Annotated in this window: 20 protein-coding genes and 1 tRNA gene; 16 read left to right on the forward strand and 5 right to left on the reverse strand. The window is 63.0% G+C overall.

The features are described 5' to 3' along the window. Positions 1 to 11: 11 nt before the first annotated feature. Positions 12 to 944 (reverse strand): polyprenyl synthetase family protein, encoded by a 933-nt coding sequence (locus RVU70_RS12910; RefSeq protein ID WP_363346884.1) that lies wholly within the window; start codon positions 942 to 944, stop codon positions 12 to 14. A 265-nt stretch (positions 945 to 1,209) separates the two neighbouring features. Here RVU70_RS12910 and RVU70_RS12915 point away from each other — a divergent pair, with 265 nt between their 5' ends. Then, complete coding sequence (locus tag RVU70_RS12915; protein ID WP_363346886.1) at positions 1,210 to 1,500, forward strand: hypothetical protein; 291 nt, start codon at positions 1,210 to 1,212, stop codon at positions 1,498 to 1,500. Between the two features lie 49 nt (positions 1,501 to 1,549). On the opposite strand, the gene RVU70_RS12920 is transcribed toward RVU70_RS12915, so the two are convergent. After that, complete coding sequence (locus tag RVU70_RS12920) at positions 1,550 to 2,458, reverse strand: isoaspartyl peptidase/L-asparaginase family protein (RefSeq protein WP_363346888.1); 909 nt, start codon at positions 2,456 to 2,458, stop codon at positions 1,550 to 1,552. A 360-nt stretch (positions 2,459 to 2,818) separates the two neighbouring features. Here RVU70_RS12920 and RVU70_RS12925 point away from each other — a divergent pair, with 360 nt between their 5' ends. The 11 genes from RVU70_RS12925 (at position 2,819) to RVU70_RS12975 (ending at position 12,726) form a co-directional block, all read left to right on the forward strand. Then, entirely contained in the window at positions 2,819 to 4,348 is a 1,530-nt protein-coding gene (locus RVU70_RS12925; RefSeq protein ID WP_363346890.1) for a methyl-accepting chemotaxis protein, read from the forward strand. A 272-nt stretch (positions 4,349 to 4,620) separates the two neighbouring features. Next, entirely contained in the window at positions 4,621 to 6,078 is a 1,458-nt protein-coding gene (locus RVU70_RS12930; RefSeq protein WP_363346892.1) for a methyl-accepting chemotaxis protein, read from the forward strand. 2 nt (positions 6,079 to 6,080) lie between these two features. Next, the gene (locus RVU70_RS12935) at positions 6,081 to 6,554 is read left to right on the forward strand and encodes a chemotaxis protein CheW (RefSeq protein WP_363346894.1); all 474 of its coding nucleotides are present in this window, start codon (positions 6,081 to 6,083) and stop codon (positions 6,552 to 6,554) included. A 32-nt stretch (positions 6,555 to 6,586) separates the two neighbouring features. Continuing rightward, complete coding sequence (locus tag RVU70_RS12940; RefSeq protein WP_363346896.1) at positions 6,587 to 6,892, forward strand: STAS domain-containing protein; 306 nt, start codon at positions 6,587 to 6,589, stop codon at positions 6,890 to 6,892. Next, positions 6,889 to 7,254 carry a response regulator gene (locus RVU70_RS12945; protein WP_363346898.1) on the forward strand — a complete coding sequence of 122 codons (366 nt, stop codon included), beginning with the start codon at positions 6,889 to 6,891 and terminating at the stop codon, positions 7,252 to 7,254. The genes RVU70_RS12940 and RVU70_RS12945 overlap by 4 nt, the downstream gene beginning before the upstream one ends. Positions 7,255 to 7,269: 15 nt before the next feature. Beyond that, positions 7,270 to 9,444 carry a chemotaxis protein CheA gene (locus RVU70_RS12950; RefSeq protein WP_363346900.1) on the forward strand — a complete coding sequence of 725 codons (2,175 nt, stop codon included), beginning with the start codon at positions 7,270 to 7,272 and terminating at the stop codon, positions 9,442 to 9,444. A 79-nt stretch (positions 9,445 to 9,523) separates the two neighbouring features. Beyond that, complete coding sequence (locus tag RVU70_RS12955; RefSeq protein WP_363351328.1) at positions 9,524 to 10,360, forward strand: protein-glutamate O-methyltransferase; 837 nt, start codon at positions 9,524 to 9,526, stop codon at positions 10,358 to 10,360. Beyond that, complete coding sequence (locus RVU70_RS12960) at positions 10,357 to 11,388, forward strand: chemotaxis response regulator protein-glutamate methylesterase (RefSeq protein ID WP_363346902.1); 1,032 nt, start codon at positions 10,357 to 10,359, stop codon at positions 11,386 to 11,388. Before RVU70_RS12955 ends, RVU70_RS12960 begins: the two co-directional genes overlap by 4 nt. 1 nt (position 11,389) lies before the next feature. Beyond that, complete coding sequence (locus RVU70_RS12965) at positions 11,390 to 11,776, forward strand: response regulator (RefSeq protein WP_363346904.1); 387 nt, start codon at positions 11,390 to 11,392, stop codon at positions 11,774 to 11,776. Next, complete coding sequence (locus tag RVU70_RS12970) at positions 11,776 to 12,318, forward strand: chemotaxis protein CheD (protein ID WP_405044802.1); 543 nt, start codon at positions 11,776 to 11,778, stop codon at positions 12,316 to 12,318. The genes RVU70_RS12965 and RVU70_RS12970 overlap by 1 nt, the downstream gene beginning before the upstream one ends. Before the next feature lie 48 nt (positions 12,319 to 12,366). After that, the gene (locus tag RVU70_RS12975; RefSeq protein ID WP_363346906.1) at positions 12,367 to 12,726 is read left to right on the forward strand and encodes a hypothetical protein; all 360 of its coding nucleotides are present in this window, start codon (positions 12,367 to 12,369) and stop codon (positions 12,724 to 12,726) included. Positions 12,727 to 13,406: 680 nt separating this feature from the next. Here RVU70_RS12975 and RVU70_RS12980 read toward each other — a convergent pair. Further along, entirely contained in the window at positions 13,407 to 13,892 is a 486-nt protein-coding gene (locus tag RVU70_RS12980) for a restriction endonuclease (RefSeq protein WP_363346908.1), read from the reverse strand. Positions 13,893 to 14,308: 416 nt separating this feature from the next. Here RVU70_RS12980 and RVU70_RS12985 point away from each other — a divergent pair, with 416 nt between their 5' ends. Next, positions 14,309 to 14,566 carry a hypothetical protein gene (locus tag RVU70_RS12985; protein ID WP_363346910.1) on the forward strand — a complete coding sequence of 86 codons (258 nt, stop codon included), beginning with the start codon at positions 14,309 to 14,311 and terminating at the stop codon, positions 14,564 to 14,566. Positions 14,567 to 15,003: 437 nt separating this feature from the next. Here RVU70_RS12985 and lipB read toward each other — a convergent pair whose 3' ends face one another. Continuing rightward, complete coding sequence (gene lipB, locus RVU70_RS12990; RefSeq protein WP_363346912.1) at positions 15,004 to 15,732, reverse strand: lipoyl(octanoyl) transferase LipB; 729 nt, start codon at positions 15,730 to 15,732, stop codon at positions 15,004 to 15,006. Positions 15,733 to 16,138: 406 nt separating this feature from the next. Here lipB and RVU70_RS12995 point away from each other — a divergent pair. Both RVU70_RS12995 and RVU70_RS13000 read left to right on the forward strand, forming a co-directional pair. Beyond that, positions 16,139 to 16,223 (forward strand) — tRNA-Leu (locus RVU70_RS12995). A 576-nt stretch (positions 16,224 to 16,799) separates the two neighbouring features. Next, on the forward strand, positions 16,800 to 17,756 hold the full coding sequence (locus RVU70_RS13000; RefSeq protein WP_363346914.1) for a hypothetical protein: 957 nt from the start codon (positions 16,800 to 16,802) through the stop codon (positions 17,754 to 17,756). 6 nt (positions 17,757 to 17,762) lie between these two features. On the opposite strand, the gene RVU70_RS13005 is transcribed toward RVU70_RS13000, so the two are convergent. Beyond that, positions 17,763 to 18,647 (reverse strand): polysaccharide deacetylase family protein, encoded by an 885-nt coding sequence (locus RVU70_RS13005; protein WP_363346916.1) that lies wholly within the window; start codon positions 18,645 to 18,647, stop codon positions 17,763 to 17,765. A 69-nt stretch (positions 18,648 to 18,716) separates the two neighbouring features. Here RVU70_RS13005 and mgtE point away from each other — a divergent pair, with 69 nt between their 5' ends. Continuing rightward, the gene (gene mgtE, locus RVU70_RS13010) at positions 18,717 to 20,126 is read left to right on the forward strand and encodes a magnesium transporter (RefSeq protein WP_363346918.1); all 1,410 of its coding nucleotides are present in this window, start codon (positions 18,717 to 18,719) and stop codon (positions 20,124 to 20,126) included. The last annotated feature ends 34 nt before the right edge of the window (positions 20,127 to 20,160 follow it).

Consider the following 20,160-nt stretch of genomic DNA (forward strand, 5'->3'; position numbering starts at 1 on the left):
TGGCCGCCGCATCAATTTCGTCTTGCGGCGACGAAGTGCGCGGCTTCCGCGAGGATTTCAGTTCGGGGGCCGAGCCCGGTGTCGCCAAGGGCCGTCGTCGCTTCGTCGACGAGGGCGTCGCAACGCGCTTTTGCGGCCTCGAGGCCGAGGAGGCTGACGAGGGTCGCCTTGCCGCGCTCGGCGTCCTTGCCGGCGCGCTTCCCGAGCGCCGCGGTGTCGCCTTCGGCGTCGAGAATGTCGTCGGCGATCTGGAAGGCGGCGCCCAGCGCCTTGCCATAGCGGCGCAGCGCCATGGCCTGCTCGGACGCGGCGGCGCCGAGAATGGCGCCGGCGTCCACGGCGAAGCGCAACAGCGCGCCCGTCTTCATCGCCTGCATTTCCAGAGTTGCGGCCTGATCGAGCGGCGTTGCGGCGGTCTCGGCGGCGAGATCGAGCGCCTGGCCGCCCACCATGCCGCCGAGTCCCGCGGCGCGGGCGAGCGCCAGCACCAAGTCGGCGCGCAGATTGGCGTCGGCGTGGGTCGCGGGGTCGGCGACGACGTCGAAGGCGTAGGTCAGCAGCCCGTCGCCGGCGAGAATGGCGGTCGCTTCGTCGAAGGCCTTGTGGGCGGTCGGACGGCCGCGCCGCAAGTCGTCGTCATCCATCGCCGGCAAGTCGTCATGCACCAGCGAATAGCAATGGATCATCTCCAGCGCGCAGGCGGTGCGCAGCGCGCTCGCGCCCTCGACGCCGAACAGTCGCGCGCTCTCGATCACCAGAAAGGGCCGCAGCCGCTTGCCGCCGCCGAGCGTCGAATAGCGCATCGCCTCGAGCAAACGCGCCGGCCGCGTGATCTCGCCCGGCAGCGGCGTCGGGGCGAGAAGCGCGTCGAGCGCGGCTTCCGTCGCCTCGGCGGCCGCGTCAAGGCGGCGGCGGAACTCCTCGGCGCGAGTGGCGGCGTCCATTTGTCGTCCTTTGGTCAAAACTTCCCGAGTTCTGCTGCTAGCAAATTTGGCCTCGAAGCCCAAGCCCGACGGCTGCGCCGTGACGGGGCGAAGTTCGCCCCGCAGCGGCGAATTTGCGGCTATTCAAAGGCTTGAGCTGAAAGGAAAATCCCGGGCTGTTGCATTTCGGCGACAGCAGGAGGCGCTCGCCTTCATTAACCTGACGCCCGCGCTTCGCCGGCCTGCTTCGGCGGGCCGAAGGTCATCCTCCAACAGGAGACAAGGTATGAAGAAAGTTCTGCTGCTGACGGCGGCGGTCGTCCTGTCGGCGCCGCTGATGGGCTGCAATTCGCCGGGCGAGCGCGCTGCGGGCGGCGCCGTGATCGGCGGTCTGGGCGGCGCGGGCATTGGCGCGCTCGCCTCCAATGGCAGCGCGGGCGGCACGCTCGCCGGCGCGGCGATCGGCGCCGCATCTGGCGCCGTGGTGGGCGCCGCGACGGCTCCGCCCCAGCGTTGCGCGAAGTGGGGCTGGGATTACGAGGGACGCCGGGTATGCGTCGCCTTTTACAATAACTAACGACGAAGACAGGCGAAGCCGCGCTCTCGGCGCGGCTTCCCAGCCGCGCTCAGATCTGGTTGCTTGAGCCCACTTTGACAATCCCGTTCTCTGCCTGCGCCATCAGCAGGCCCGGAGTGGAATGGGCGGCGCCGCAGCGTCCGGCTCGGTCGACCATGATCAGCCCGCCCGACCCGTTGATCTTCCGCACCAGATAGACGATCGCCTCGCGCGACGCCTCCTGCGCCGTAAGCCCCTGCGTTTCAACCAGCAGAGCGGCGGTGCGGGCGAGCGAGACGCGCAGAAAATCTTCGCCCACACCTGTGCAGGAAATGGCGCAAGACGCGTTGTCGGCAAAAACACCCGCGCCCATAATCGGCGAATCTCCGACGCGACCGCTCATTTGATTAGTCAGTCCGCCCGTCGAGGTGGCGGCGGCCAGAGCGCCCGCGCTGTCGCGCGCCACGGCTCCGACCGTTCCGAGCTTGCCCTCATTCGGCTGCGAATGATCGAGCGCCACCGCCCGGCGCGCTTTGAGATTGGCGAATTGCGCCTCCCGCTGCGGCGTCACGAAATAGGCCTGTTCTTCGAACGCGACTCCCTCGGCGCGTCCAAAGGCCTCCGCGCCGGCGCCGATCAACAAGACATGCGGGGTCTTCTCCATCACGAGGCGTGCGAGCAGCACGGGATTGCGCACGCCCCGCACGCCCGCGACGGCGCCCGCCGAAAGGTCGCGGCCGTCCATGACGGACGCATCACAACAGACTTCCCCGTCCGCATTCAGCACCGAGCCGCGGCCGGCGTTGTAAAGGGGATCGTCTTCGAGCAGGGCGACGCAGCGCGTGACGACGTCGAGGGCGGTGACGCCCTCCTCCAATAGCGCCGCTCCAGTTCCGACGATGCGTCGAAGCGAAGCGGCGTAGCGCTCGGGCGCGCGAATGGCGCCGGCGCCCCCATGAATCATCAAAGAATAGGCCATGAACCAGGATTCCACGGCGGGCGATGGACAACAACTAGGGCGCCGAATGGCAAAAAACGCGCGATGAATGGCCGCCAGCGCACTGTCGCGAACATGGCGCGCCTGCGAAAAGGAAGCATAGGAACCTCCCTTCTTCCAACTCGCCCGGGCTCGCCCGGGCGTCCTTTTATCGGGCGCGCGACGCGGCCGGCAGGGAAAGGGGAGAGCCGACGGAAGGCTGTTTCGGCGAAGCGCGCCATCGGCTCCTTCTCGAACCCCGATGCAGGCGCGATCATTGGCGAGGCGGCGCAACCCTTGCGCAATCCACGTAACGTTATTGGTGTCGGACCCCTTTGCACTTTCCTGTCAGAGGAAGACGCCATGACCGACCTTGATGTGAATGACAGGCTGGCATTTATCGGCCTGAATGACGCCGCTCGACAGAGTCTCGTGGCGATCCGGCCCATCCTCGAGAAGGAACTTTCGCCGGGCCTGGACGAATTCTATCGCCACGTAACCGCTCATCCCAAAATGCGGGGGCTATTTTCCGACGCCTCACGCGCCGAGGCTGCGAAGCAGAAGCAGATTCAGCATTGGCTGGGCATCGCCAGCGGCGACTTTGGTCAACAATTCGTAGAGGTCGGCGCCGCAGTGGGGCGCGCACATGCGCGAATGGGAATCGCACCACGCTGGTATATCGGCGGCTACGCGCTCATCCTCACCATGCTGGCCGCGAAGGTCATCGAAGCGCGCTGGCCGAAGGCCGTCTTCGGCGCGCGCGCGACGAACGGCAAGCAGGTCGCCGAAGAGATTAGCGCACTGATCAAGCCCACCTTGCTCGACATGGATGTGGGCGTTTCCGTCTATCTCGATGTGTTGGAAGAACGCCGGCTGCAGGCGGACAAAGCGCGCGCCGTATTGGAATCGGATCAGCGCAGCATGCTACTCGATTTCGGCGACAGCCTCCAGCGCCTTGCGCAGGGCGATCTCATGGCGAAGATCGACAAGGAGTTCTCTGGCAATTACGAGAAGCTCAGGCTCGATTTCAACAAGGCGCTCGACAGTCTCGACGAGGCGATGTCGTCGATCGCCGCCGCCGCCGACAGTTTTCGCGGCACCTCTCAGGAAATCGCCGTCGCCTCGGACAATCTCTCCAACCGCACGGAGCAGCAGGCGGCCAGTCTCGAAGAGACGGCGGCGGCCCTCAATCAGATCACCGATGCGGTGAAGCAAAACGCCCTCGGCGCCAAGAAGGTCGCAACAATCGTCGCCGGCGCGCGCGTTGAAGCGTCCCGCTCGTCGGAAGTCATGCAGGACGCCAATGTCGCCATGGCCGAAATCAAGCAGAGCTTCGAGAAGATCAGCGGCACATTGAGCATGATTGACGAGATTGCGTTCCAGACAAATCTCCTCGCCCTCAACGCCGGCGTTGAAGCCGCGCGCGCCGGCGAGGCGGGGCGGGGCTTCGCCGTTGTTGCGCAGGAAGTGCGCGTGCTGGCGCAGCGTTCCGCGGAGGCCGCGAAAGTCATCAAAAGCTCGTCGTCGCACGTTGACCGGGGCGTAAAGTCGGTCGCCGATACGGGCGAAGCGCTCGCGGGGATCGTTGCAAGAGTGACTGAAGTCGACAAACTCGTCGGCGCAATCGCGACCTCATCCGAGGATCAGGCTTCGAGCCTCAACGAAATCAACCAGGCCGTCACGCAGATGGATCAGGTGACGCAGCAAAACGCCGCGATGGTCGAGGAAACGACCGCCGCTGCGGCGAATCTGAAGTCGGAGTCGAGCCAATTGGCGACGAGGGTCGCGCGGTTTCGCGCCGGGCGATCAGCGCGCGAGACAAAAAACCCTGTCGCGCAGTCGCAGGCGGCGATCGCCGACGCCTTCGGCGCGCGCATGGAGAGCGCCGGCTAGACGCAGCGACGTGACATGCGGCGAGCGGGGAACGGCTCGAGCGGTGAAGCCTAAGGTTCGCTTAACCTCCGCCGGTTATAAAGCGTTCTATCGGCATTGGCGCCCGAGCGGCGGCCAAAGGCATGAAGCCGCGACCGATAGGCCGGTTCGATCCGGAATTCCCTCATATCAATAGCGCCCCTTCGAACGGCAGGTCTTCTCGACCCCTCTGACCTTCGTCTGCAGTGGGCGCATGGGAGCGCCGTGCGTCATCGGATCCGAAAGAGGAAGAAATGCGGCTTTTGCGCAGACTGCTTGCGCCGGTCATCGGCCTGTCGATTACGCCCTGGCTGCTGCTTGGCATGGGTTATTCCGCCAGCACGCTCCTCGCCTATCCGTGGTTCGCGGCGCTTGTCGGTCTGACGACGGCGTTTTCCATCTATGTCCTCGCCTCTGTGGTGCAGGATGAGCGCGCGGGTCAAGACGGCGCCATCGCCGAAGCGCTTCTCGCCTGCGAAGGCGCGGTATATGCGACTCCGATCGAGCTCGGGTCGATCGCCAGCGACGCTCCGATCGTGGAAGCCATCGAAAGGATGCGGAAGACGCTCAATGGGCGCGCCGAGCAGGCGATAAAGGAGCTTCGCAGCGAGAAAGAAGCGGCCCAGAAGCGGAAAGCCGAGGAAGAGGAAATATCCCGCGGCTATATCGAGGCTCATGAATTTTTCATGAGAACCTTCATCAACGCGCTCGTCGAACTCTCGCATGGAAATCTTGGAATTCGCCTGGAAACGAGCTTCTCCCGTGACTACGAAAAGCTGCGCGAATGCTACAATGAGAGCGTCGACAGGCTGAACCAGACCTTCGGCAAGACGCTTGCAAGCATGCACAGGCTCGGTTCGTCGACCGATCAGATCGCCTCCGCCGCCAATACGCTCTCCGAGCGCACGTCGCAGCAGGCCGCGAGCCTGGAGGAAACGACGGCCGCGCTGCGCCATATCACGACGACCGTCGGCAAGATCTCGGAGAATGCCCAAAGCGCCAGCGCGCTCGTCTCGGATATTCGCGGCAATGCGGAGGCGAGCAGCGAGGTCGTGCGCGAGGCGATCCGCGCGATGGAACGGATTGAAAGATCCTCAGCCGAAATAGAAAAAATTATCGGCGTGATCGACGAGATCGCTTTCCAAACCAATCTGCTCGCATTGAACGCCGGCGTCGAAGCCGCGCGCGCAGGGGAAGCCGGGCGCGGCTTTGCGGTCGTGGCTTCCGAAGTGCGCGCGCTGGCGCAAAGATCCGCAGAGGCCGCAAAAGGGATCAAGAGTCTCATCGCGGGGTCCACCATTCAGGTGCGCGACGGCGTTCAGCTCGTTTCACAGACAGGCGATGTCCTCGCGCAGATTGTCGCGCAGGTCGTCGGCGCCAATGACATCGCCGCAGACATCGCCGGCGGCGCAAAAGAACAGTCGGCCGCGCTGCTCGAAGTCAACGTCGCACTCGGCGAGATGGACAAGTTCACGCAGGAAAACGCCGCCATGGTCGAGGAAACGGCTGCGGCGACCCGCAGTCTCGAAGAGGAGATTGGCGGCGTCATCAAGGCTGTCTCGATTTTCACGCTCGCCCGGATGAAAGGCGTCCAACCGTCGCAGAAGCGGAGGCCCGAGCGCCTCATTCAGCGTGTGTCGTCACAGCAGAGAGGCGGGGCCGCGCTGAAACTCGAGACCGTTCCCGATACGCAAAGCTGGGAGGAATTCTGAAGATGAGCGGCGCACCCATTCAGGCGGCGCAGGGCGTCGAACCGCAGGAATTTATCGCCTTTCATGTCGGCGAGCAGACATACTGCATCGATATCATCGCGGTGCGCGAGATCAGGGGCTGGACCCCGGCTACGCCGCTCCCCCACGCGCCGCCCTTCGTGCGCGGCGTGATCAATCTGCGCGGCTCGGTGCTTCCGGTTGTGGACCTCGCGGCGCGGCTGGGCCTGCCGATCAAGGAGCCGACCGCTCGGCACGCCGTCATCGTCGTGCAGAGCAACGGGCAGATCGTGGGTCTGCTCGTCGAGGCTGTCTCCAACATCATGACCATCAGCGCCGACGCCATCCAGCCGACGCCGGAGGTCGCATCAGATTTGTCGCGATCCTTCATCAAAGGCATCGTCGCAGCGGACAAGGAGGTCATCAGCGTGCTCATTGTCAAGAATCTGTTGCCCGATTCCATGCCCTTCGCCGCCTGATGTGAAAGCTTAACAAAGTCGGAGAGAAGGGTATGGACGCAGAACACGCACAAGCCTCGCTCTATGAAGTCACTTTGCCCGAAGCCCTCGACCTGAGGGCCGCGCTTCCCCTCGCCAACTCACTGCTCTCGGCGAGAGGCGGGGCGATCAGGCTGGACGGCTCGCAGGTCAAAACCGTCGGCGCGCAATGCATGCAGGTCATTTTATCCGCGCGCCACACGTGGGAACGCGACGGGCTTCCGCTTACCATCATCAATCCCACCGAGGATCTTCTCAACGCATTCGTCGACGCGGGGTTGAGCATCGAAGGCTTGGTAGAGGGTGAACAAGGCAAATGAGCAAGAAAATTCTTACCGTTGATGATTCAAAGACGATGCGTCAGATGCTTGAAGTGGCGCTGACAGCGGCCGGCTTCGAGGTGGTGCAAGCCGGCGACGGCCTCGAAGGCCTCGAGACGCTAGAGATGACGACTCCGGACGTGATCGTGACCGATATCAACATGCCTCGGATGGATGGCTTCGGATTCATCGAGGGCGTTCGTACGCATGAGCGGCATCGGGCGATCCCGATCCTCGTCCTGACGACCGAAAGCGACGCGGAAAAGAAGGAGCGCGCACGGCGGGCCGGCGCGACGGGGTGGATCGTGAAGCCTTTCGATCCAGCCAAGCTGGTGAGCGCGATCAAGCGCGTGAGCGCCTAGACGTCGGAGGCGGCCTTGGACCATTTGGAAGCCATCAAGCAGACGTTCTTCCAGGAATGCGAAGAACAGCTCTCCGAATTGGAGAGCGGTCTTCTCTCGATCGAGGACGGCAATCACCACCCCGAAATCATCAATGCGGTGTTTCGCGCTGTTCATTCGATCAAGGGCGGCGCCGCCGCTTTCGGATATGACGAACTCGTGGAGTTCGTCCACGTCTTCGAGACGACGCTCGATCTGCTCCGCTCCGAAGTGTTGACGCCGACTCCGCAGATCACCAAGGTCTTGCTGCATTCGTCCGACGTTTTGTCCGACTTGATCCGCGCCGTCCGGAATGAAACCACCTGGGACGTCGAACAAGTCGCGTCAGCCAAATCCGGACTGGAGGGGGTTTGCGCCGAGCCGAAAAAGCGTCAAGCGTCTCACAGCGCCGCGACCCCAGACGCCGAAGATGAAATCGACTTCCAACCCGTCGCGATATCGCTCGATGCGATTTTCGGCGAGGAGGGGGAGGACGAGGAGACGTCCGACGGCCGGTTCACGATCTATTTCCGCCCAAAGCCGACGCTTTACGCGCGAGCGAATGAGGCGCTACGCATCCTGCGCGAGATTAAGGCGACTGGCGAGGCCAGTGTTTCCTGCGACTGTTCTGAACTGCCGCTGTTGACCGAACTCGATGCGGAAGGCGCGTATTTTTCCTGGACTGTCGAGCTGAAAACGGAGGCGCCCGCTTCCGACATCGAGCAAATCTTCGATTTCGTTTCCGCCGACTGCGACTATTCCGTACATCCAGCGGAGAAGCGGCGCGTGGCGGAAGCGGCCCCTGAGGATCCACCCGACCCGCCTTGCGTCGAAGCCTCCTGCGCCGAGGAACAACCGTCGCAAACGCCTCCGCCGCCGCCGCAGCCTGAGCCAAAGATCATCGCGGAAGCGGCTACAGCGCCGGCGAGCAAGCCGCAGGGCTTCGAGCAGCAGCCGCCGCCGATGCAGGAAACCATTCGCGTCGATCTCGACAAGATCGACCGCCTCGTCAATCTCGTTGGCGAGCTTGTGATCAATCAGGCCGTGCTGTCTCAGCGGGTGTCCGAAGCGGGCCTGCCCCGGGGCTCCTCCGTGATGATTGGTCTGGAGGAGCTCGAGCAGTTGACCCGCGATATCCAGGACAGCGTCATGGCGATAAGGGCGCAGCCCGTAAAGCCCATCTTTCAACGCATGTCCCGCATCGTGCGCGAGGTGGCGGCGATCACCAAGAAGTCCGTTCGACTCGTCGTCGACGGGGAAGGCACTGAAGTCGACAAGACTGTCGTCGAGCGTTTGACCGATCCGTTGACCCATATGGTGCGCAACGCGGTCGACCATGGAATTGAAAGCCCGGAAGACCGCATTGTGGCGGGAAAGCCGGAGGAAGGCACCTTACGGCTCTCGGCGACCCATCGATCCGGACGCATCATCATCGAAGTCACCGATGATGGCGCGGGGATCAACCGCGCGCGCGTACGTGAGATCGCGATCCGAAAAGGTCTGATACCAGAAAACGCGGTTCTCTCCGATGAGGAGACTGATGGGCTGATCTTTCTGCCAGGCTTCTCCACAAACGCCACGGCGTCGAGCATTTCGGGCCGCGGAGTCGGCATGGACGTCGTGAAGCGGGCGATCCAGGCGCTGGGCGGCCGCATCGCCATCTCGTCGCGCCAGGGCCGCGGCTCGACGTTCTCGATGAGTCTACCGTTAACCCTGGCGGTTCTCGACGGCATGGTGGTCAATGTCGCGGGACAGATCCTTGTGCTGCCGTTGACTGCTGTCATCGAAACTCTTCAGCCGAGAACTCAAAACATTCATGCTCTCAGCTCTGGTCTCAGAGTGATCGGCAATCGTAGCAGCTTCATCCCGCTGATCGACGTCGGCATGATCCTGTCCTACCGCTTTCAGGAGGTCGACCCGACGACACAGGTCGCCCTTCTCGTGGAGTCGGAAAGCGGCGAGAAATGCGCGCTGCTGGTCGACGCGATACAGGGCCAGCGCCAAGTCGTCATCAAGAGCCTGGAATCCAACTACGGAAAAGTTCCAGGCATCGCGGCGGCGACGATCCTCGGCGACGGGCGCGTCGCACTGATCGTCGACGTGGACGCGGTGCTCGGCCTTTCGCGCGGGGATTATTATCAGGTGAGCGACGCTCCGCTCGAGGCGGTTTAGCCGGGGCCTCGGTATAAATACAGCTGATTGGGAGTTCAGGAGCATGGAGCCGTTGGCGCGGGCAAGCCAACCCGACATCATGACAGCGTTCAAGTTCACCGACGGGGACTTTCGCCAAATCTCGCGGATCCTCAACTCGGAAGCAGGGATCTATCTGTCGGAGGCAAAGGCGCCCTTCGTCTATTCGCGATTGACGAAGAGGCTTCGCGCGCTTGGCATGGAAAGCTTCCACGACTATTGCGCGTTGATCGCAAGCGATTCCGGTGAGACCGAGCGCTACCAGATGATCGCCGCTCTGACAACGAACGTCACAAGATTTTTCAGGGAAGAACATCACTTTGCTGATTTGAGGAGGCATGTCCTGGAGAGGCTCGCTCCAGCCGCAAGAACGGGCCGTCGCATAAGGGTCTGGTCCGCAGCCTGTTCGAGCGGTCAAGAGCCATATTCGATCGCCATGACCATTTTCTCGGTGTTGCCAGAGGCTGAAAGCCTCAATATTCGCGTGCTCGCCACCGATATCGACTCCTATATGATCGAGGCGGCGATCGCGGGAGAATATGGCGAGGACGCAGTCGAGTCGGTTCCCGGAGACATGCGGCGCAAGTGGTTTTCTCCAGCAGGAGAAGGACTGTGGAAGATCAGCGAAAGGCTCGGATCCATCGTTGCCTTCCGCAAGCTCAATCTCGTCCGCCCGTGGCCGATGAAGGGAAAATTCGACGCCATCTTCTGCAGGAACGTTGCGATCTATTTCGAAGAAAAGACCCAGCAGGAAATCTGGCGCCGCTTCGTGCCGCTGCTCAATCCCGGCGGCGCGCTTTACATCGGCCATTCGGAACGCGTGACCGGGCCGGCGGCGAGCGTTCTCGTGAGTGACGGCGTGACAACTTATCGCCTTCCCGAAGGAGTCGGCCCGTGAAAAGTTGCAATGTTCTTGTCGTGGACGACTCGCGCACGATGCGATCTTTGATCGCGGCGACGCTTTCCGCCGATCCGGAAATAAACGTTGTCGGGGAGGCTTGCGACGCCTTCGAAGCGCGAGACGCAATCAAACAACTCAGCCCCGATGTCGTCACGCTCGATATTGAGATGCCGAAGATGAACGGTCTCGATTTTCTCGAGCGCATCATGCGGCTGCGTCCGACGCCGGTTATCGTCATCTCCAGTCTGACGGAGCGGGGCACCGACACGAGCATTCGCGCGCTGGAAATCGGCGCGGTCGATTGCATCGCGAAGCCATCGCCGGGCAACAAGGATTCACTGGGTGACCTCGGCGCGCGGGTCAAGGCGGCGGCGGGCGCGCAGCTGCGCAAGCCTCGCCTCGGCGATGCGGCGCCGGTCAGGAACGCGGCAAGCTATCTTTCTGACGGTCGTGTCGTCGCCATCGGCGCGTCCATGGGGGGCGTCGAGGCGCTGTGCTCCTTGCTGTCGCGGTTTCCGGAGAACTGCCCGCCGACCGTCGTCACCCAGCACATGCCCGCGATGTTTACGAAGAGCTTCGCCGACAGACTCAACCGCCTGTGCCGCCCGAAAGTGACGGAGGCCGTAGACGGCGCGATCCTGTCGCCGGGGCAAGTTTATATTGCTCCCGGCGGCGCAAGACATCTCCTCGTCGCGGGCGCAGATCGGCCGCGATGTCGTTTGCAGGAGGGCGACCTCGTTAGCGGACATCGCCCTTCCGTCGACGCCTTGTTCCAGTCGGTCGCGCGAACGCTCGGGCCAAAGTCCGTCGGCGTCATTCTGACCGGCATGGGCCGCGACGGCGCGCAGGGGCTCTCCGCCTTGCGTCAAACCGGCGCGGAAACGATCGGGCAGGACGAAGCGACCTCGCTCGTCTATGGAATGCCGCGGGCGGCCTTCGAGCTTGGCGGCGTTTCTCAGCAGCTTCCACTCAGCGCGATTGCGGATCGCATCCTGACAATGACGAATAAGAAGAGGATGAGGTAAGATGAGTGTAGCAGACCAACTCCGCGTGCTGATCGTCGATGACACCAGCACGAGCCGACTCCTGCTGCGAGATGCGCTGGACCAGATCGGGGTGAACAAGGTCTTCTTCGCGACCGACGGCGAGAAAGCCTTGAAGTTCATGATGGATACGCCGGCCCATCTCGTCATCTCCGATGTCAACATGCCGGTGATGGATGGCATGGGCCTGCTCAAGGCGATCCGAGGCTACAAACCGACGCAGCGGGTTCCGTTCATCGTGCTGACGGGGCAGGCGGACAAGGCGATCGTAGAGACCGCCGCAAAGCTCGGCGTCAACAATTATCTCGTGAAACCAGTAACCGTCCCGAAGCTCAAGACCGCGATCGAAGCCATTTTCGGAAAGCTTTAATGGAGCAGAGTTCTCATCCTATCCGCAAGATTCACGTCATACAGGGCGAATGCCAGGTGGTGACAGAGCCGAATGTCGTCCTCTCGACTGTGCTCGGGTCCTGCGTCGCCGCCTGTTTGCGAGATCCCGGAGCTGGCGTCGGAGGCATGAATCACTTCCTGCTCCCAGGCGGAGATACGTCCCGAAACCAGGAATCCGAGCGATATGGCGCTTATCTGATGGAGTTGTTGATCAATGGGCTGTTGAAGCGCGGCGCGCGGCGCGACCGCATCGAGGCGAAGCTATTCGGCGGCGCGCGCATGCTCCAGGGACTGTCGGACATTGGCGCGCAGAACGCCGCCTTCGCGAGACAGTTCCTGGCCAATGAGGGCATTCGCATCCTGGCTGAAAACCTCGGCGGCACGCATGGCAGGAGATTGGAGTTTTTCCCCGTTTCCGGTCGCGCTCGACAGATTCTGCTGCCGCAAAACTCATCGATCGTGGAGCCGTCGCCAAAGCTCGCGCCGAAGGCCGAGAACCATGGGACGCTGGAGCTATTCTAGAGCTGCGTATTCACAGATCAGCCATTACGAACGACGTGGGAGTTGGCGATGAGCGACATGGACGGGAGACCCTTGGGGGAGGTGCTTGTTCGTATCGGCGTGGAACTGTCGGAAGCGGCTGTGTCGGTCGAAGATCTGCACGCCCTCGTCGAGGCTACGGTGACAAATGGCGGCACGACCGACATTTTCATGCGCCAAGCGCAGACAATCGATATTCTGCAACAGCATCTCGCCGCCCTGGCTGATTTCCTGTGCCAGCTGTCCGATGCGATCCCGCCTTCGTGGCGCATCGAAAGTGAAGATGCGATGAGCAACGTCAAGCTCTCTCGCCTTCGGGATCGTTTGAGCCAAATGTGCGCCGCGGAGACGTCGGATCAGCATGCGTCCGGGGACCTCGATATGTTTTGAGATCTTCGTCGCGTTCGAACTCCGATCGAGCGGCTCCTGCAAATTGAAGCGCAGCTGGAAAAGCGACTGCGGCAGCTTCAGGAGGACACTGTAGCAGCGCGGACGCGGCCGACCTCGCAACTTCTCCAATATTTCGTCGACTATGCAGCGCCGCAGCTCAGCGTCACTCGCGGGCGCTTCGCTTCGCAGCGTCCAACCAGAACGAGGCCATCGACGCGGATCTTTTGGATCGGCTGTCGGAGCCCATGCGCTCGCTGATCTCGATTTCAATTTCACATAGTGTCGAGCCGCCAAAGGCGCGTAGGCAAGGGGAAGCCCGGACAAGCCGAGATGCGGCTGGGAATAGCGCGTTACCTCGACCGCGTGGTCGCGACGATTGAAGACGACGGCGCGGGTCTCGACGCTCGAGGCGCAGGCGCGGCGGTCGACGCTGTGCGCGCGTCAATCCGGGACCGCGGCGGCAACGTCGTCTTTGGCGCATCGGCGGCGGGCTCTGGTGATTCAGGCCGATGAAGGGCTATCTCTCCACGATTCGAAACGTCATGGGCTGCGCTCTCCTGGCCAATGGCGAAATCGGCATCGTGCTGGATATGGCCACAATCGGCGCCGACTGACGGCGCGTCCAGTCAGAGCGCGAGCTGCAACGACGCAGGCCGGCTGTGGCGAGAGCGGCGGTCGCATCATTGCCGCAGGAGCCTGTCGATGAGGTGCAATTGCGAGTGGTGAAGCAGGAGCACCTTGTTGGAGGCGGCGAGCCGTTCGGCCGCGCGCGTATAGCCGCTGGTCGCGACGACGACGCCCCGCTGCGCGTCTTCATGAGCAATGGCCGCCACAATTTCCTGGACGGCGCGGTTACCGACAGGTTTCGAATATTTCTTGCACTGGACAACGATGCGGGCGCCACGCTTCTCCGCGACGATATCCACCCCCTGATCGCCGCTGGCTTGGGTGACATGCGCGGTCCAGCGCCTCTCTCTCAACACGTCGGCGCAGAAGTGCTCGAATTCCCGGGGCGTCATACGATCGTCGAAGCGGGCCGTGCTGATTTCATCGTAAACAACGATCGCCAAGTGTAGGACGCCGAAGAGCGCCAGGGCCATAAAGACGGTCCCCGAGGCATGGGGCCAGTAGGGGCCGGCGACAGCGGTGAAGAACGCTATCCACACGATCCATCGGGCTATTTTGGCCTTTTGTCCTTTATGGCGCGACATACGTCCTTTTGTGCCTGGAGCGGGAAATAAGCAAACGTCCCCAAAACCTATTTTCTTGATCTCTAATAAACCGTGGTCGAAGCGACTGGCGCCCGCATGGTCGCCTGTGCGTCGCGTCCCGAGCTCGCGGCCGGGCGACTATACGCCCGCAATAGTAACTCTTCTGCCTAAAGGGATAATTTGTGGGGCCGACGTCAGGTCACAGCGTCTATTTTTGCTCTCTCTAGTTGACATTAGTCTCAGGAAAACAATCTAAGGTGATAGGCCAAAGCTAATGTTGAGCCCGTTCTTGGCAAAAAATAAGGAAGGTGTGATTTACAAATTTATAGATCGGGCCTATTACAACAGCATCGAGACACCAAGAGGATGAAATGCAATTGACGTCTGCCGACACCGTCCAACTCAAGAAAATCATTGCGATCGCCGAGACGCTGCTCAAAAAGGCCGGTGGATCGCAGGAAAAAGGCGGTCGTTCCGATGCCAGTCATGGCGCGAGAATTCGCCGCTCGGGCAAGGAGCTCGCGGCGTTTCGCAAGATGCTGAAGGCTGAGCGTAAGGCCGGCGTTCCGGTCGCCCAATTGGCGAAAAAGCACGGCATCAGCCCTTCTTACATCTACCAGTTGGGCTGATATTAACATTCTGTAAGGGAAATGGCGGGGCTAAGGGGCTCCGCCGTATCAAAGCGGTCGAGGGGTTTTCCCGCTGCAAAGGGCCATTTTGGGCAAGTCGCTCATTAAAATCTCTTAATGCAGCATTGGCGCTAAGCCCCTTTGCGCCATTGTCTCTGGCCTGTCCTTATTGAGGAAGGCGCGCACACGTGTGGTCGGCGTGCTGCATTTTTGCAATAAGTTTTCAGATTGTGATGCGCTACAGCTGGTACTTTGTCGTCGTAGCATGACATCTGCTCAAATTGAGCACTAGTGGAATTACGGAGTTGAAAGCTCCAGGCGTCTTTTTCGAGAGTGAATAGCAGCGCGGCGCGCAGTCATGTGTCTCGCTCGACGGCCAACAGATAAGCGGCGTCGCACGATGCGTGAGCTGCCCGGGTGAAGGTAACGGCCCGAAATCAGGCGGCGTCGCCAAAAATATCCGCAAATCTCCTGCGCAACGCAGCGTCGACTTCCGTCATGGACGCTTGACGCCCCAGATCGGCGAGGCTCGTCACGCCGAGATGCGTCTCGCGGACGCCGCAGGGCGCAATGCCGGAAAAATGCGAAAGGTCGGGCGACACATTGAGCGCCACGCCGTGGAAACTCACCCACTGGCGCAGACGCACGCCGATGGCGGCGATCTTGTCCTCCGCCGTCTCGCCCGTAGACGCGAGCGGCTTGTCCGGCCGCTGCACCCAGACGCCGACGCGCGCCTCGCGCCGCTGGCCGGCGACGCCGAAATCGGAAAGCGTCGCGATCAACCAGGATTCGAGCGCGCAGACATAAGCGCGCGCGTCCCGCCGGCGGCGGGTAAGATCCAGCATGATGTAAGCGATCCGCTGGCCGGGGCCGTGATAGGTGAATTGCCCCCCGCGCCCTGTCCGATAGACTGGAAAACGCGGGTCCAACAAATCCGTGTCCTTGGCCGACGTTCCCGCGGTGTAGATGGGCGGGTGCTCCAGTAGCCAGACGCATTCCGGCGCGTCGCCGGCGGCAATAAGCGCCGCGCGTCGTTCCATTTTTGAGACGGCCTCGTCATAGTCGACAAGAGTATCGCTTACGCGCCATTCCACGGGCGGCGTGTCCCGCTCAGGCAGGAACGCTGTGCTGAGCGAATTCCTTGGCAGGGAGCAGGGCGCGCTCATTCGATCGCGTCTTTCAGCGTCGCCCGGCCGTCCGCGCTCGATGGCGCTGTCGATCTCGTTGCGACCGGAAATGAAATTCTTCTCGTCATGGGAGACAACCTTCCTCGGTTCGAGACCTCAAGCGCAATCGAGTTTCGGCGAACGACTTAAGTTGCTCGCCAGAGCTGCTGACGCCATCCAGCGCCTGCCGCTCGCCTTCGAGGCCGCTCGAATGTCCCACCTCCACATTTAGGAAGCAAAAGCGATCGCCGACAGCGCTGGCGTCAGTCGCCCAGGCGCGACGGCAAAGCGCTTTTCCGCCGCGCGGGCGGTTTGAGGAAACACTGCGCGCACGCCCTTGTCAGCGCCCGGCCGATTTGTTACAGGCTGCGCGCCGGCGCTTCGCAGTTTGCGTTCAGCGCCCCGTGCGGCCGTGGCGGAATTGGTAGACGCGCTAGCTTGAGGTGCTAGTTGGGAGACCAGTGGAGGTTCGAGTCCTCTCGGCCGCACCAGTTCGAGGCGAAAATCAACGCCCGTCATCTCACTCAAAGGGACAACTCGCCCCTCACGGGACGCCTGCGATCGGCCGCGTCGCGCCCTGGCTCCGGCCCGCGCCACATGCGCGCCGACCGCTGCTGCTGCTTACGCGCTTAGCGCCAAGGGCCGCTCCCCGTCGATAGTTGCACACTTGTTGACAAAGGCTACTGAGTTTGTATTCTATAAACGACCGGTCGACGTTTTATTCCTCTGCTCGTCGGCTTGTCTGTCCTTGCTTCATCCCCAACGACGGCCCGCCCTCCCTCCGGCGGGCCGTTCCCCTTCAGGCGCGATGATTCTGCAAAAACGAGAGGCGAGGGGCCCGGCAGGCGGGCGCGCGGCCGCCTGGGCAAAATACAGCCACATTTGCGTTTCCTGATGTGTGTCAAACTGGCGCATGGGAGGGCTTAAGCTTGGCCCTGCCGCCAGGGCTGGGGGCAAATCATCCGGGAGCGTAGGTCCCGGTAGCAGGTCGGTGAGTAGCGGCGCTTCGACGTCGCTGAGCACGCGCGGCGCGCGCGGTTTCCCGACCGATGCCCGGAGTAGACAGTATGAGCGTATTCTTCGAAAACCACGGCCGCGATCGCGGCTACGAGTCGGACGCCCTGCCGGGCGAATCCAAAGTGTCGGCGTTTCTGGACAGAGGCGGGCAGGTCCGCCGGGATCGCAAGGAGCGGGACGACCCGCCCTTGTGGGGCTACTCCTACGATCGCGCCGAGGGCGTCATTCATCTGCTGCTCGCCTTCAGCATTGTCGGCGGGCTGGCGGCGATCCTCAATTCCGGGTTGTTTGCGCCGGACGCGCCACAGATCCGAAAGGTCGAGTCGCGGCCGGCGGCGTCATCGCCTGCCGCCGCGCCGCAACAGCGGGCGGATGTGAAGCCGATATCGGCGCCCGCCGCTCCGCCCGCGACGGCGACGGCCGTCGTCGAGCCCGCGGCGCCGTCGCCTGCCGAGGCCCGGCCGCTTGCGCCAATGGAGAAGGCTGAGGCGGCCGCGCCGTCTGCCTCCCTGCTCGATTCGCGGCCGTTGACCGAGATCGCCGCCGCGTCGGCGAAGGCGCCGGAGCCGCTCGCGCCGCCGCCTGCAACAATGCGGGGCGGCCCCGATCCGAGCGAAGCGCCGGCGGAGAGCGTCGCAGACGCCGGCCCGCCGTCCGTCGCCGACGCCGCCCCGGCTCCCGCCAACGAAGCGTCGGCGGGCGAAGAGGCGGCGCCCGCCGCCCCGAGAGCGGCCCAGGCGCCCCGCGTCGAGGCGAAATCGGAAGATCGCGGGCGGATGGCGCGTTGCTATCTGAAACTATCCGGTCGCGTGCAGTCGAGCGGCTCCTGCCGGGTGCGGCATACGGATGATTCGGTCATTCTCGATTTGCCGGGCAAGCCGCTCGAACTCGCCCATGCGCACGGCAGGACGTGGATCGCCACGCTCGGCGGCCGCAATCTCGGCAAGGTCTACCGTAACGGCGCCTGTTGGGGCGCGCATGGCTTCTATGCCTGTGAGAACGGCTAAAACCGATTAGTCGTCGCCCGCGGGGTGGCGATGGCCTTCGGCCCCGGGGTCGGCGCCCCGGGGCAGCTTGCTCTTGCCGGCGAGCGTCTTGGCGATGATCGGCTCGGTCGTCGAGCTCCAGCCTGGCCCGGCTTCGACAATCGGCGTTTCGCCTTCTCCAGGCGCAATGTGAACGAGACGATAGCCGCGCGCTTTCAGGGCGCGCAGGAAATCCGGAAGCATCTGCGCCGTCTGGGCTTTCGAATCGTGGAAGAGCACGATCCCCTTGCCCGCCTTCTCCAGCCGCGACATCACAAGGTCGAGTTCGCCTTTTGGCGACATCGGCGACCAGTCCGACGCCCATAGGTCCGAGCCGAAGATCGTATAGCCCTTTCCCTCGAGATAGCTGACGAGGGCGGGCGTGTCGGCGAAGCCGGGGAAGCGGAAGAAAGGCGCGGTTTTGTCGCCGATTGCGCGCTCGACGGCCTTGATTCCTTTTTCGATGTCGGCTTTTGCGTCGTTGTCCTCGAGCAGCCGCAGCGTCATGGCGGGGTGGCTGTAGGAGTGGTTGCCGATCGTATGGCCCTCGGCCGCCGCTCGTTTGACCAGCGCAGGCGTTTCCTCGGCGTTGCGGCCGATGATGAAGAAGGTCGCCCGCGCGCATTCCTTGGCGAGGGCGTCCAGCACGCGCGCCGTCGGCGCCGCTGGTCCGTCGTCGAAGGTGAGAACGACTTCACGATCCGCGAGATCGAGCGTGCGCGGATAGCTTTGTAAGCCGAGAGCGGCTCCTTTGGGGCCGATGGCGATGGTGCGGGAGACGCCGAGCGCGTCGGGCCCGCAGTCTCGGGCGAAAGTGGGGGTTGCGGCGAGGATCGCCACGCAGAGAACGGCGGCGCGGGAAAAGTGGATCATGTCGGTTTTGCCGGTTTGCTTCCGCGCGCGCGCGGGGTAAGAGCCTGAAGCCTTGTAGCGGGAATCGGCATGCCACTCGACCAAGACGAAACGGCGACGGGCGCCGAGGGTTTTCGCGAAGAAGGCGGCGGCCTGGACGCCGATTTCGTCTTCGAGGTGGAGGCCGCCATTGCGCTCGGCAACGCCGACCGGGTTCATGAACTCGTCGGCGGGCTGCACGAAGCCGATGTCGGCGCGCTGCTGGAACGCTTGAGCCATGAGGCGCGTCCGCGCCTTGTCGAGCTGATGGGCGCCGACTTCGACTTTACCGCGCTCATGGAGGTGGGGGAAGCCACCCGGGAAGATATTCTCGAAGAGCTGCCGGTCGAAACGCTCGTAGAGGGCGTGCGCGAACTCGAAAGCGACGACGCCGTCGCGCTGCTCGAAACGCTGGAGCCGGCGGAGCAGGCGGAGGTTCTCGACGCGCTGCCCGCGCAAGAGCGGATCGTCCTGCGCCGGTCGCTCGACTATCCGGAAGACTCGGCCGGCCGTCTGATGCAGACGACGCTGATCGCGGTGCCGCCGTTCTGGACCGCCGGCCGCGTCCTCGATTTCTTCCGCGAGACGGAAGGCGACGAGCTGCCGGACAGCTTTTTCGAGGTCTTCGTCGTCGATCCCGGCTATCACCTGCTCGGCACGGTCTTTCTCGACGCGCTGGTGCGGGCGAAGCCCAACGCCCGGCTCGACGAGATCATGCAGGCGGATCGCCGGCGGGTGAAGGCGACCGAGGACGGCGCCGAGGCCGCCCGTCTGTTCGAGCGCTACAATCTCGTGTCGGCGCCCGTCGTCGACGAATCCGAGCGTCTCGTCGGCGTGCTGACCATCGACGACATCGTCGACGTCATCCAGGAGCAGGCCTCAGAGGAGATCAAGGCGCTCGGCGGCGTGAACCCCGAGGAGGAGCTCACCGACGATTTCTGGTGGATCGCGCGCAGCCGGTTCGCCTGGCTCTTCGTTAATATGCTCACCGCCTTCATCACCTCGAGCGTGCTCAAGACCTTCCAGTCGCAGCTCGAGCAAATGGTCGCGCTTGCGGTTCTAGGGCCGATCGTGGCCGGACAGGGCGGCAATTCCGCGACCCAGACCATGACCGTGGCCGTGCGGGCCCTCGCCACCCGCGAGCTCAACCGCGCCAACGCCTTGAAAATTATTTTCCGCGAGCTGGCGATCGGCGCGGTCAATGGCGCGGCGTTCGGAATGGTGACCGGAGTCGTCGCGGCCAACTGGTTCCACAATGTCGGGCTGTTGCCTGTTATGGCTTTGGCGATGTTTACGAATCTCGTCGCGGGCGCCTTTGGCGGCATTATCGTGCCGCTCGTCTTCGACCGTTTCAAATTCGATCCGGCGGTCTCTTCCGGCCCCTTCGTCACCACCATCACCGACGTTGTGGGCTACGGGGCTTTCCTTACAATCGCCAGCATCTGGTTTCATCTGGGCTGAGTCGGCGGCGGCCATTAACGCTTCGTTACCGGCT

Source organism: Methylocystis echinoides (assembly GCF_040687965.1).
Lineage (GTDB): Bacteria > Pseudomonadota > Alphaproteobacteria > Rhizobiales > Beijerinckiaceae > Methylocystis > Methylocystis echinoides_A.